Here is a 12,348-nt window from a genome sequence, read left to right as displayed (position 1 = left end):
CCCATGTCACTCCCGCACGCCATCCTCACCGCCCTGCTGGAGAAGCCGTCGTCGGGCCTGGAGCTGACCCGCCGGTTCGACAGGTCGATCGGCTACTTCTGGTCCGCGACGCACCAGCAGATCTACCGCGAGCTGGGGAGGCTGGAGGGGGAGGGGTTCATCCGCGCGCTGCCGGCCGAGCAGCCGGCGCGCGGGCAGAAGAAGAGCTACGAGGTCCTGCCCGCGGGCCGCGCCGAACTGGCCCGCTGGACCGCCGAGTCGCAGGACCCCAGGCCGCACCGTGACGCGCTGTTCCTGCGGCTGCGCGCGGCCGCGGTCGTCGGCACGGCGGGCCTCGAGGCCGAGCTGGGCCGCCATCTGGAGCTGCACCGAAGGCAGTTGGCCGAGTACGAGGAGATCGAGGGGCGCGACTTCCCGCCGGGCCGGGACACCCCCGAGGACCGGCTGCGTCACCTGGTCCTGCGGGCCGGCATCGACCTGGAGACCTTCTGGACCCAGTGGCTCACCCGGGCGCTGAAGGAGTTCGCCGAACTCCCCGGATCCGGCGGGAGGGACGGCACCGAACCGGCGGACGGCACGCCCGCCTGAGAGCCGCCGGGGCTGCCGCCCGGCGGGGCCGGGGGACCGCCGGACCGGGGCCGGTACCGTCCGGGCGCCGGACCGCCGGCTCAGAGCCGGTACGGCTTCGAACGGCGGCGCAGGAACCAGACCGTGGCGGCCACGGCGGCCGTCACCAGGGTCGCGCCGATGCCCAGGGTGAGCGGGCCGTAGTCCCGGGAGGCGCCGCCGACGCCGCCCTGCACACCGCGCGGCGGCGCGGGCGTGAACGTCGACGAGGTCGTGGGCGCGTTGGACGCGCTGGGCGCGGAGACGATCACGGACTGGGTGCCGGCGGTCGTGCCGTTGGAGCACATCACGACCACCGTGTACGTGCCCGGGCTCACCCCCGACCAGGCCGCGGACTGGCTGACGGTGGTGCCCGAGAGGGCGACCTGCCGCCCCTGGGAGAAGTTCCCCTGGCGGCTGCTGATGAGGGAGGCGTTGCCCCAGCTGCCGTTGCTCTGGGTGCACGCACTGGTGACGACCGAGACCGTGGAACCGATGGTGCTCACCGATATGCCGGAGGCCGCTGCCGACGGTCCGGCGAGTGAGGCCGGAAGCGCGGCGGCGGCCGCCAGGGTCAGACCGGGGCGGAGGAGACGTCGGGAGTTGCGCATTGGCTGGCCCTCCGGCGGCACGGTTGGCGGTACGTCCCATGCGCCGCCGAGGGTCGGGAAACGTCCGTGCTGCCTCAACGGCAGCAAACGCGGCGCCGGACCCCGCCGCACCCGGACCGCGCCCAGTCGGGTGACCGGTACCCCGTCCGGCGTGCCCCGGCGCGCGCTCCGCGCCGCGGCCCCCTTCCGCCCGTCAGCCGCCCGCGTTCTGGCCCAGGATCACCGTCCGTTCGGCCGAGAAGCCGCCCCAGGTGCCGTCCGGCAGCCGCGCCCCGAGCCGCACCCGGTGCTCTTCGCCCGCCTCGCGCCCGGCGAAGAAGCTGTAGCGCGCCCGGCCGCGCGGCGGATCGCCGCCCCACACCAGTGAGGTGGCCGTGGCGCCGTCGAGCTGGATCCGGTACTCGGTGATCACCCCGTCCACGGCCGGCGGTTTCCAGGACAGGTCGATGTAGTACGCCCCGTCGGACCGGTGGCTCGCCGCGGTGAAGGCGGCCGGCGCGGTGTCCCGGCCGTCGTCGGTGCCCGGCGTGGTGACGCGGACCGGCGCGCTCGCGGGGGAGAGGTTGTCGGCCGCGTCCCGGGCCCGCACGGTGAAGACGTAGCGGGTGCCCGGGCGCAGCCCGGTGACCACGGTCGCGCGCTGCCCGCCGCCGACGCTGTGGATCCTCGCGCCGCCCTGCTGGATCTCGTACGACACCACGCCCCGGTCGTCCCGGGAGGCGGACCAGGACAGCTGGACCGCGCGGCTGCCCATCGCCCGTCCGGCGGGACCGGCCGGACGGGTCGGCGCCGAGCGGTCCGCCGCCACCGCGGCCGGCGTCCGCGCCCGCACCGCCCGGCTCGGCGGCCCGAGGCGGCCGTCCGTGTCCCGGGCCCGCACGGTGAAGGCATACATGGTGGACGGCCTGAGCCTGGTGACGTCCACCATGCGCTGTGAGCCCGGCACTTCGCTGACCTTCGTGTGGCCGCTGTACACCTCGTAGACGCGGACCGCGGCGCCGCCCGCCACCGCGTTCCACATCACGTGCACGCTCGTGGCGCTGCCCGCCGCGGCGGTGACCCCCGCCGGAGCGCCCGGCGCCCGGCCGCCGTCGCCCTCGGCCGCACCGCCCCAGCCGCAGGACGCGACCAGCACGAGGACGGCGGGAACCAGCAGGGGCGGAAGGGGAACGCGTCGCACGGCTCTGCCTCCCCGGGGACGGCGTCACGGCAAAGGTCCGGACCAATATGGCCCGGCGGGAGTGGGCGTGGCAAGGGGCCCGCGGCGGCGACGGTCGGGCGGTCCGGAGCGGCGCCGGCCCGTGCCCGCCACGCCTTTTGGCTTTTCATCAGACGAAAGCGTCAAGGCGCTGCTCCATCCGGACTCAAAGGAGTGTCACACTCGCCGATTGATGCCGTTTTGGGCATGGTGTCCGGAATGTTCCCCAGGAGAGGGTCCCTCAGAGTGCGTGTCCAGACGCTGACGCTGGCCGCGGCCGGTGCCGCCCTGCTCGCCCCGACGACGCCGCCCGCCGAGGCCGTCCCCGCACGGGAAGGACCACCGGCCGCGCGCGGCGAGGGCGCCGTGACCGCCGCCGACCTGCTGGACCGGGTGCGCTCCTGCGACCGGGTCTCCCGGGGCGGATACCGCACCGACGACGCCTCGTCCAAAAAGGTCTCCGTGTGCGGCACCCGCGGGGCGGTGTTCTGGAAGGCGGATCTGGACATCGACTGCGACGGACGGCCCACCGCCCGCTGCAACCGCCGTACCGATCCGCTGTTCTCGGCCGCGACCGCCTACCAGCAGTCGGACGGCCGCCATCTGAACGCCGCGTCCCTGCCCTACATCGTGCTGCCGGTCCCGAGCCGCATCTGGGACCACCGCGCCTACGGCATCCGGGGCGGCTCCGTGGCGGCCGTGATCTACCGGGACCGGGTGCAGTACGCGGTCGTCGGCGACGCCGGTCCGCGCGACATCATCGGCGAGGCCTCCTACGCCACCGCCCGCGGTCTGGGCATCCACCCCGACCCGATCCGCGGCGGAGCCGCCTCCGGCGTCACCTACATCGTCTTCAAGGACTCGCGCATCACCCCGATCGAGAACCACGGGGCGGCGGTGGAGGCCGGCGAGCGGCTGGCCCGCCGCTTCGTGCACCCGCACTGAGCGCGGCCCCGCCGGGACCGGGAGCGGGGCCCGCGTCCACCGGGCCCGCGCCGGCGGCGGCCCGGACGATCGTCCCGTGCCGTCCGCCGGCCCCGGATCTCACTCCTTGCGGTAGCTGTACGCCTCGGCCGCCGCGGCCTCGACCGCGTCCAGGTCGGCACCCGTGGCCGCGGTGACCACCGCGGCGACCGCGCCCTCGACGAACGGGGCGTCCACCAGGCGCGCGCCCTCCGGGAGTTCGTCGCCCTCGGCGAGCAGCGCCTTGACGGTGAGCACCGCGCTGCCGAGATCCATGAGTACGGCGACACCCGCGCCCCGGTCCACGGAGGCGGCCGCGGCGGAGATCAGCTCGGCGCTGGTGCCGAGCCCGCCTCCCTCGGTGCCGCCCGCCGGGGCGACCGGCACCGCCGTGGTGCCGCCCGCCAGACCCTTCGCCAGCTCGGCGACGGAGGCGGCGACCTCCGCGCTGTGCGACACCAGCACGATCCCCACCAGCTTCTCGTCACTCACCGCGGGCCTCCTCGCCGGCCGCTTCCCCGAGCCCGGCGATCAGCAGGGCCGAGGAGGTGGCACCCGGGTCCTGGTGGCCGATGCTGCGCTGGCCGAGGTAACTGGCCCGGCCCTTGCGGGCCTGCAGCGGGGTCGTGGCCACCGCGCCCTCCTCGGCGGCCGAGCGCGCCGCGGCGAACCCGTCGCCGAGCGCGTCCACCGCGGGGACCAGCGCGTCGATCATGGTCTTGTCACCGGGTTCCGCCTTGCCGAGCGCCATCACCCCGTCCACGCCCGCCCGGAGCGCCTCGGCCAGTTGCTCCTCGCTCACCTCGGCGGCGTCCCCGAGCGCCTTGCCGGTCCGGCGCAGCAGGGTGCCGTAGAGCGGCCCGGACGCCCCGCCGACCGTCGAGATCAGCAGCCGCCCGGCCAGGGTCAGCACGGCCCCGGGCGTGTCCGGCGTCTCCTTCTCCAGGGCGGACACGACCGCTCTGAACCCGCGCTGCATGTTGCTGCCGTGGTCGGCGTCGCCGATGGCCGAGTCGAGGGCGGTGAGCCGGTCCGCCTCCCGTTCGACGGATGCGGCGGTCGCGGTCATCCAACGGCGGAAGAATTCGGCGTCGAGCACTGGATCTCCTTGCGTGGTAGGTGAGTTGCGCGCTTCGTCCGCCTCGTCACATCCCCCAGCGCAGCCCGGGGGTCTTCACCGGCGCGTCCCACAGCCGCAGCAGTTCCTCGTCGACCTGGCACAGGGTGACCGAGGCGCCGGCCATGTCGAGGGAGGTGACGTAGTTGCCGACGAGGGTGCGGGCCACGGTCACGCCCCGTTCGGTGAGCACCCGCTGCACCTCGGCGTTGAAGCCGTACAGCTCCAGCAGCGGAGTGGCGCCCATGCCGTTGACCAGGACCAGCACGGGGTTGTGCGGGGGCATGTCCTCCAGGAGGGCGTGCACCGCGAAGTCGGCGATCTCGCCGGAGGTCATCATCGCCCGTCGCTCCCGGCCCGGCTCACCGTGGATGCCGATGCCCAACTCCAGTTCACCGTCCGGCAGATCGAAGGTGGGGCTGCCCTTCGACGGGGTCGTACAGGCGCTGAGCGCCACTCCGAAGCTGCGCGCGTTCTCGTTCACCTGGCGTGCGACGGCCTCCACCCGCTCCAGGGGCTGCCCCTCGGCCGCGGCCGCGCCCGCGATCTTCTCCACGAAGAGCGTGGCGCCGGTGCCGCGCCGCCCGGCCGTGTACAGGCTGTCGGTCACCGCCACGTCATCGTTGACCAGCACCTTCGCGACCTGGATGCCCTCGTCCTCGGCGAGTTCCGCGGCCATGTCGAAGTTGAGCACGTCACCGGTGTAGTTCTTCACGACGAACAGCACGCCGGCCCCGCTGTCGACGGCCGCCGCGGCCCGCGCCATCTGGTCCGGCACCGGCGAGGTGAACACCTCTCCCGGGCAGGCCGCCGAGAGCATGCCAGGACCGACGAAGCCGCCGTGCAGCGGCTCGTGCCCCGACCCGCCGCCCGAGACGAGCGCGACCTGGCCGGCCACGGGGGCGTCCCGGCGCACGATCACCCGGTTCTCCACGTCCACGGTCAGCTCCGGATGAGCGGCCGCCATACCCCGCAGCGCGTCCGCCACGACGGTCTCGGGGACGTTGATCAGCATCCTCATGGGTGCCTCCTGGCAAGCCTGGCGGGGGGCCGTCGGCCCGGTACCCGCTGGTCATATAGGGCGATGTGAGAGGGCTGGAGACCTTGCTACTGGCAGTATCGGCCCTGTGGCACGGAAGGTCACGTGCGCGCCCTCGCGCACCGCGGCGTCCCGTCCCGGTGGCCGCGGGCCCGGGCGGCGGCCGCTTCGGGACGGCCGCACGGGGAACCCGGCCCAAGCGAGAGCCCGGACGAGGGGCTCGTGGGCGGCCGGCCGGTGCGAGGAGGTGCCGTTTTCCGTGGACGACTGGGAGACCCCCGAGGACGTACGGCTCTCGCCGCGCGAGCGGCTCGCGCTGCTGCAGATCGAGGCGAACCTCCGGCAGGACCGCCGGCTCGCCCACCGGATGCGCGCCGCGCACCGGATGACGGGGGACCGACGGACCACCCGGAGCGGGCGGGGCGTGTGGCTGCCGCTCTCCGTCCTGCTGCTGCTCACGGCGTCCGCCTTCGCGGCCGTCACGGGAGTGCGCACCTCCGCGCCCGCGCCGCTGTGGTGCTTCGCCCTGCTGTGGCCGCTCACCCTGATCCAGTCCTTCCGGCTGCTGTGCCGCGCCACCCGCCGCGCGCGGCCCGGCCGCACGCTCACCCGGTGGCTCTGAGCGGCCGCTGCGGGGCCCGGGGCCCGGACCGGCGTCCACCGGCACGGCAGACCTCCCGGCGCCCGCCGCACCCCTCGGGGGACGGCGGGCGCCGGGAGGTTCCGACCCGACCCGGCTGCCGTGAGTCTCCTCAGCTCTCCTTGCCGCGCCCCGACATCGCGTCCCGCAGCCGGTCCACCATGCCGGCGCCGGGCGCCAGCAGCTTGTTGGCCGGGGGCTTGTCCGGGGCCATCGGGTGCGGGCGGGTCGGCGCGGTCTTCTTCGCCTTGCGCACCTTCTCGCCGAGCTCGTCCAGCGCCTCCGGCGTACAGGCCGCCTGAAGCCGCGGGAAGAGGTTCTGCTCCTCGTCGGCCACATGCGAGCGGATCTCGCTCATCAGCCGGGTCATGAGGGTGTCGAACCGCGCGTCGTCCGCGTCCAGGCCCTCCAGGTCCTTCAGGATCTGCTCGGCCTGGGCGTGGTCCTCGATCTCCTTGTCGGCGAGGGCGCCCCCGCCCTCGACGTGCTTGCGCACCGCCGGGTAGAGATAGGCCTCCTCCGCCACCGAGTGACGGACCAGTTCGATGGTGGCCTGGTCGGCCAGCGTCTTGCGTTCCTTGGAACCGGGGGGCATCGCCTCGATGCGGCCGAAGATCTCCTCGACCTCCCGGTGATCGGTCGTCAGTTCCTGAATGACGTTTCCGCCGTGACCCATGTCCTGCCTCCTCAGGTACGCGCGGGAGCCGTGCGCGGCCCGCCGCTCGTCGTCGCGCCGAGTGCCCCGCTCCGCACCCGCTACACGGCAGGCCCCCGCCGCTCAGCCCATCGGGTGGCGCCGTGCCGCCGTCCGGCCTTCCCCGGACAGCGCCCAGGCCCACCAGTGGTCCAGGATGCGCGCGGACAGCGCACCCGCGGGGCGTCGGGGCCTTCGTCGTCCATGGGCGTCTCCCGGGGAGGGCGATCATCCTGAGTCGCGAGGACCCGTCATTCCGGACATGATGGATCTAAGGTGTGAAGCCAACTGGTACGGGAACACCGATGCCAGTGCCGTCCAGCCAGCGGCGGCCGACGAGGGCGGTCCTCCCGATCAGCGGGGACCGGGCCCATTCCGTCTTCCATCACAGTCCCGCTCGACGAGCCGGCGACGAGGCCGGCCGGGCCGCACACACACGCGCCGAACGCCCGCTTCCACGCGGCGTTCCGGGCGCCCCGGCGAGCCCGGCGACGCGGATGACGTGGACTAAGGACGAGCCTCCATGACTGGTGAGACCCTCGCGGTGCCCTGGCGCCGTGCCGTCGTGACCGGCGGCGCCGGCTTCCTCGGTTCCCACCTGTGCGAACGGCTGCTGGATTCGGGGGCCGAAGTCGACTGCGCCGACAACCTGGTCTGCGGCCGGCGGGAGAACGTCGCCCACCTCGAGGGCCGGCCCGGGTTCCGCTACGTGCGGTGCGACGTCAGCTCGCCCGACTGCCCCCGGCTGCTGCCGGGACCGTACGACCTGGTCCTGCACTTCGCCTGCCCGGCGTCCCCCGCCGACTACCTCCGGCTGCCGCTGGAGACCCTGGACGCGGGCAGCCTCGGCACCCGCAACGCCCTGACGATCGCCGAGCGCGACGGCGCCCGCTTCCTGCTCGCCTCCACGTCCGAGGTGTACGGTGACCCGCTCGTGCATCCCCAGCACGAGGGCTACTGGGGCAACGTCAACCCGGTCGGCCCGCGCAGCGTGTACGACGAGTCCAAACGGTTCGCCGAGGCGCTCGTCACCGCGCACGCCGGCACCCTCGGCGCCGATGCCGGGATCGTCCGGCTGTTCAACACGTACGGACCGCGCATGCGCGCCCACGACGGACGCGCCGTGCCCACCTTCATCAGCCAGGCCCTGGCCGGCGAACCGCTCACCGTGACCGGCGACGGCAGCCAGACCCGCTCGCTGTGCTACGTCGACGACACCGTCGACGGGGTGCTGCGGGTGGCGGCCAGCCGGTCGGTGCGGCCCGTCAACATCGGCGGCGCCGACGAGATCACCATGGCCGACCTCGCCCGCCGCGTGGTCGCGCTGACCGGCTCCCGCTCGCCGATCGCGTTCGTCGACCGGCCCGTCGACGACCCCGGCCGGCGCCGCCCCGACACCGCGCTCGCCCGCGAACTCCTCGGCTGGGCCCCGCGGGTGCCCTGGGAGGAGGGCCTGAAGCAGACGATCGCCTACTTCACCGCCCTGTCCCCGGAGCAGCGCACCCTGCCTCCGCGGGAGCCCGTCCGGTCCCCGGACGGACGGACACCACCCCCGGACGAGGAGCCGGCCGCACGGACCTGACCACTCGACCGCCCCGCCCGCCGCCCAGGAGACAGCGCATGCACGTCCTCGGTATCAACGCACTCTTCCACGACCCCGCCGCCGCCCTCGTGACGGACGGCAAGGTCGTGGCGGCGGCGGAGGAGGAACGGTTCTCCCGTCGCAAGCACGGCAAGCGGCCCGTCCCCTTCTCCGCCTGGGAACTGCCCGAACTCTCCGCCCGCTGGTGCCTCGAACAGGCCGGCCTGACCCCGTCCGACCTGGACGCCGTGGCCTACTCCTACGACCCCTCGCTGGCCCGCCCGGCCGAGCGGATGGGCCTGCACGACCCCTGGGACCACCTGCGCCAGGAGTACGCGCGCCGGGCTCCCGGCTTCCTCGCCGAGGCGCTGCCCGGCCTGGACCCGGCCAAGGTCCGCTTCGTCCCGCACCACGTCGCGCACGCGGCCTCCGCCGGACCCGTCTCGCCCTACCCGGACTGCGCCGTCCTCGTCCTGGACGGCCGCGGCGAATGCGGCTCCCACCTGGCCGGCCGGTACACCAACCGCGAGCTGACCGTCCTCGGCACCCAGGAACTGCCCGACTCCCTGGGCCTGTTCTACGAGGACCTCACCCACCACCTCGGATTCCTGCGCAGCAGCGACGAGTTCAAGGTGATGGCACTGGCCTCCTACGGCACCCCGCGCTTCGCCGGCCGGCTGCGCGAGTACGTCGGGGCCGACGACCGGGGCGGCTTCCGGGCCCGCCCGGTGCCCTGGACCTCCCTCGTCCCGCCGCGCGAGGCGGGCGGAGCCTGGAGCCAGGACCACGCCGACCTCGCGGCCAGCGCCCAGCTCTGCCTGGAGGAGACCGTGCTCGCCCTCGCCCGCCGGCTGCGCGAGCGCACCGGCGAGGACGCCCTCACCATGGCCGGCGGCGTCGCCCTCAACTGCGTCGCCAACACCCGGATCTGGCGGGAGAGCGGCTTCCGCCACGTGTGGGTGCAGCCCGCCGCCGGGGACGCCGGCACCGCCCTCGGCGCGGCCGCCCACGTGGCCGGCCAGAAGGACACCCTGGAGCCGATGCCGACCGTCGCGCTCGGCCGCGGCTGGAGCGACACCGAACTGCGCGACTGGCTCGAGCGGGCGGCGGTGCCCTACGAGGAGCCCGCCGACATCGCCGGGACGACCGCCGAGGCGCTGGCCGCCGACGGCATCGTCGCCTGGTTCCAGGGCCGCAGCGAGTACGGCCCGCGCGCCCTCGGCCACCGCTCACTGCTCGCCCACCCCGGACACGCCGCCAACCTGGAACGGCTCAACGCCGTCAAGGGACGCGAGGAGTTCCGGCCGGTCGCGCCCATGGTGCTCGCCGAGCGCGCGGCGGAACTGTTCGACGGCCCGCTGCCCAGCCCGCACATGCTCTTCGTGCACGACGTCGCGGCCGCCTGGAAGGACCGCGTCCCGGCCGTGGTGCACGTCGACGGCACCGCCCGCATCCAGACCGTGGACCGCGCCCAGGAGCCGCTGATGGCCCGCGTGATCGACGGGTTCGAGCGGCGTACCGGCCTGCCCGTGGTGGTCAACACCAGCCTCAACACCGCCGGCCGGCCCATGGTCGACGACCCTAGGGACGCCCTGGAGTGCTTCGGCTCCGCCCCCGTCGACCTGCTGGTCCTCGGTCCGTTCGCCGTCCGCCGCGGAAAGGCCTTCGCATGAGCGCCGCTCCCGCCTACACCGTCGTCGTCCCGACGATCGGCCGTCCCTGTCTCGCCGAGTGCCTGCGCGCGCTGGCCGCGGCCCAGGGCCACCCGCCGCACGAGGTGATCGTGGTCGACGACCGGCCCGCCACCGACCCCGACACCGGCCTGCCACTGGAGGCCGCCGGCCAGCTCCTCGACCGGGTGAGGGCCCTGCACACCGGCGGCAAGGGCCCGGCCGCGGCCCGCAACGCCGGGTGGCGGACCGTCCGTACGCCCTGGACCGTCTTCCTCGACGACGACGTCCAGGTGCTGCCGGACTGGTCCCGCAGACTCGCCGACGACCTGAGGGCGGCCGGCGAGCACGTCGGCGGCATCCAGGGACGACTGCGTGTCCCCCTGCCCCTGCACCGCCGGCCCACCGACTGGGAGCGCACCACCAAGGGCCTGGAGAACGCGGCCTGGGCCACCGCCGACATGGCGTACCGCACCGCCGCGCTCATCCAGGTCGGCGGCTTCGACGAGCGCTTCCCGCGGGCCTTCCGGGAGGACGCCGACCTCGCCCTGCGCATGGAGCGGGCCGGCTGGACCCTGCGCCGCGGCACCCGCCTCACCCGGCACCCGGTCCGCCCGTCCCAGTGGTGGGCCTCGCTGCCCGCGCAGCGCGGCAACGCCGACGACGCCCTGATGAGCCGGCTGCACGGCCGCGACTGGTGGGCCCGCGCCCAGGCCCCCCGGGGACGGCTGCCGGGACATGTGGCGGTGACCGGCGCCGCGCTCGCCTCCGCCGTCTGCGCGCTCACCGGCCGCCGCCGCACCGCCGCCGTCTGCGCGGCGCTGTGGACGCTCGGCACGGCCGAGTTCGCCCTGGCCCGGATCCGGCCCGGCCCGCGCACCGCCCGCGAGATCGCCGGGATGCTGGGCACCAGCGTGCTCATACCGCCGCTCGCGGTACGGCACTGGCTGCGCGGAGCCGTCCGCCACCGGGGTGCCGTACCCCTGGGAGGCGCCGCGTGAGCACGGACCGGCCGCCCCTCCGCGCCGTCCTGTTCGACCGCGACGGCACCCTGCTCGCGGACGTCCCCTACAACGGCGACCCCGACCGCGTCCGTCCGCTGCCCGGTGCCGCCGAGGCCGTGGCTCTGGCCCGCCGTGCGGGGCTCGCCACCGCCGTGGTCAGCAACCAGTCGGGCATCGGCCGCGGACTGCTCACCACCGGCCAGGTCCACGCCGTCAACGAGCGGGCGGACCGGCTCCTCGGCGGCCTCGGCACCTGGGTCTTCTGCCCGCACACCCCGGACGACGGCTGCGCCTGCCGCAAGCCCCGCCCGGGTCTCGTCCTCACGGCCGCCGCCCGCCTGGGTGTCCGCCCGGACCGGTGCCTGGTGATCGGCGACATCGCCGCGGACCTGCTGGCCGCCCGGGCGGCGGGCGCCCGGGGCGTCCTCGTCCCGAACGCGGCCACCGCGCCCGCCGAGGTGCGGCGCTTCGCCGCCCAGTGCGCCCCCGACGTCCTCACGGCGGTGCGCACGGCACTGGGCACCCCGGCACGCGAACTCCGTGCCCACGACGGGAGGCGGTCCCCGTGAAGGCGCTCGTCGTCCGGCTCGACAGCTTCGGTGACGTGCTGCTCGCCGGGCCCGCCGTCCGTGCCGTCGCCGCGCACGCCTCGCACGTCGCCATGTTGTGCGGCCCGCGCGGGGCCGAGGCCGCCCGGCTGCTGCCAGGCGTCGACGAGGTGCTGGTGTGGGACGCGCCCTGGGAGGGCTTCGACCCGCCCCCGGTCGACGCCGCCGACGTCCACGCGCTGGCCGGGCGGCTGCGCGCCGCCGCCTTCGACTCCGCCCTCGTCCTGACCTCGTTCCACCAGAGCCCCCTGCCGGCCGCGCTCGTGCTGCGCCTCGCGGGGATCGGGCACATCGGCGCCGACAGCGTCGACCACCCCGGCCGGCTGCTGGACGTCCGCCACCGGCGGCGGCCGGGCCGGCACGAGATCGAGGCGGCCCTGGACACCGCCGCCGCGATGGGATTCCCGCTCCCGCCCGGCGACGACGGCCGCCCGCGGGTGCTGCCGCCCCCCGACACCGACGCCCTGACCGGCCACGGCCCCTACGTGGTGCTGCACCCCGGCGCCACCGCCCCCGCCCGTGCCTGGAGCCCCCACCGGTGCGAGGAGGCGGTCGCGCTGCTGACCGACGCCGGGCACCGCGTGGTCGTCACCGGCGGGCCGGACGAGACCGCCCT

14 protein-coding genes are annotated in these 12,348 nt (G+C 75.2%); 8 read left to right on the top strand and 6 right to left on the bottom strand.

The window, feature by feature from the left end:
* The first annotated feature begins 3 nt into the window (after positions 1 to 3).
* Entirely contained in the window at positions 4 to 588 is a 585-nt protein-coding gene (locus ABZ478_RS31695; RefSeq protein ID WP_359554717.1) for a PadR family transcriptional regulator, read from the top strand.
* A gap of 80 nt (positions 589 to 668) precedes the next feature.
* Here the strand turns inward: ABZ478_RS31695 and ABZ478_RS31690 are convergent, their stop codons facing one another.
* Both ABZ478_RS31690 and ABZ478_RS31685 read right to left on the bottom strand, forming a co-directional pair.
* Positions 669 to 1,217, bottom strand: a complete 549-nt coding sequence (locus tag ABZ478_RS31690; RefSeq protein ID WP_359554715.1) for a hypothetical protein — start codon at positions 1,215 to 1,217, stop codon at positions 669 to 671.
* A 193-nt stretch (positions 1,218 to 1,410) separates the two neighbouring features.
* On the bottom strand, positions 1,411 to 2,397 hold the full coding sequence (locus ABZ478_RS31685; RefSeq protein ID WP_359554712.1) for a fibronectin type III domain-containing protein: 987 nt from the start codon (positions 2,395 to 2,397) through the stop codon (positions 1,411 to 1,413).
* A gap of 264 nt (positions 2,398 to 2,661) precedes the next feature.
* On the opposite strand from ABZ478_RS31685, the gene ABZ478_RS31680 reads away from it, so the two are divergent.
* A complete protein-coding gene (locus tag ABZ478_RS31680; protein WP_359554709.1) occupies positions 2,662 to 3,360 on the top strand; it encodes a glycoside hydrolase family 75 protein in 699 nt (232 codons plus the stop codon).
* 99 nt (positions 3,361 to 3,459) lie between these two features.
* Here the strand turns inward: ABZ478_RS31680 and ABZ478_RS31675 are convergent, their stop codons facing one another.
* Genes ABZ478_RS31675 through dhaK form a run of 3 tightly spaced genes read right to left on the bottom strand, consistent with a single transcriptional unit; the run spans position 3,460 to position 5,516 of the window.
* Complete coding sequence (locus ABZ478_RS31675; RefSeq protein WP_359554707.1) at positions 3,460 to 3,870, bottom strand: PTS fructose transporter subunit IIA; 411 nt, start codon at positions 3,868 to 3,870, stop codon at positions 3,460 to 3,462.
* Entirely contained in the window at positions 3,863 to 4,477 is a 615-nt protein-coding gene (gene dhaL, locus ABZ478_RS31670) for a dihydroxyacetone kinase subunit DhaL (protein ID WP_359554705.1), read from the bottom strand. The genes ABZ478_RS31675 and dhaL overlap by 8 nt, the downstream gene beginning before the upstream one ends.
* Positions 4,478 to 4,523: 46 nt before the next feature.
* On the bottom strand, positions 4,524 to 5,516 hold the full coding sequence (gene dhaK / locus ABZ478_RS31665; RefSeq protein ID WP_359554702.1) for a dihydroxyacetone kinase subunit DhaK: 993 nt from the start codon (positions 5,514 to 5,516) through the stop codon (positions 4,524 to 4,526).
* Positions 5,517 to 5,793: 277 nt separating this feature from the next.
* On the opposite strand from dhaK, the gene ABZ478_RS31660 reads away from it, so the two are divergent.
* On the top strand, positions 5,794 to 6,156 hold the full coding sequence (locus tag ABZ478_RS31660; RefSeq protein ID WP_359554699.1) for a DUF3040 domain-containing protein: 363 nt from the start codon (positions 5,794 to 5,796) through the stop codon (positions 6,154 to 6,156).
* 130 nt (positions 6,157 to 6,286) lie between these two features.
* On the opposite strand, the gene ABZ478_RS31655 is transcribed toward ABZ478_RS31660, so the two are convergent.
* Positions 6,287 to 6,850, bottom strand: coding sequence for a hemerythrin domain-containing protein (locus ABZ478_RS31655; protein ID WP_359554696.1), 564 nt, complete (start codon positions 6,848 to 6,850; stop codon positions 6,287 to 6,289).
* Positions 6,851 to 7,391: 541 nt separating this feature from the next.
* On the opposite strand from ABZ478_RS31655, the gene ABZ478_RS31650 reads away from it, so the two are divergent.
* The 5 genes from ABZ478_RS31650 to ABZ478_RS31630 form a co-directional block, all read left to right on the top strand.
* A complete protein-coding gene (locus ABZ478_RS31650) occupies positions 7,392 to 8,450 on the top strand; it encodes an NAD-dependent epimerase/dehydratase family protein (protein ID WP_359554694.1) in 1,059 nt (352 codons plus the stop codon).
* A 38-nt stretch (positions 8,451 to 8,488) separates the two neighbouring features.
* Positions 8,489 to 10,123: a carbamoyltransferase C-terminal domain-containing protein gene (locus tag ABZ478_RS31645; protein ID WP_359554692.1), complete on the top strand. Its 1,635-nt coding sequence runs from the start codon at positions 8,489 to 8,491 to the stop codon at positions 10,121 to 10,123.
* Entirely contained in the window at positions 10,120 to 11,121 is a 1,002-nt protein-coding gene (locus tag ABZ478_RS31640) for a glycosyltransferase (protein ID WP_359554689.1), read from the top strand. Before ABZ478_RS31645 ends, ABZ478_RS31640 begins: the two co-directional genes overlap by 4 nt.
* A complete protein-coding gene (locus ABZ478_RS31635) occupies positions 11,118 to 11,693 on the top strand; it encodes an HAD-IIIA family hydrolase (protein WP_359554687.1) in 576 nt (191 codons plus the stop codon). The genes ABZ478_RS31640 and ABZ478_RS31635 overlap by 4 nt, the downstream gene beginning before the upstream one ends.
* On the top strand, positions 11,690 to 12,348 hold a 659-nt coding region (locus tag ABZ478_RS31630), incomplete at its 3' end, for a glycosyltransferase family 9 protein (RefSeq protein WP_359554684.1). The genes ABZ478_RS31635 and ABZ478_RS31630, both read left to right, overlap by 4 nt.

The organism is Streptomyces sp. NPDC005706, assembly GCF_040631045.1.
Lineage (GTDB): Bacteria > Actinomycetota > Actinomycetes > Streptomycetales > Streptomycetaceae > Streptomyces.
Note: the sequence above shows the minus strand (reverse complement) of the source record. Positions and strands in the feature narration are given on the sequence as shown.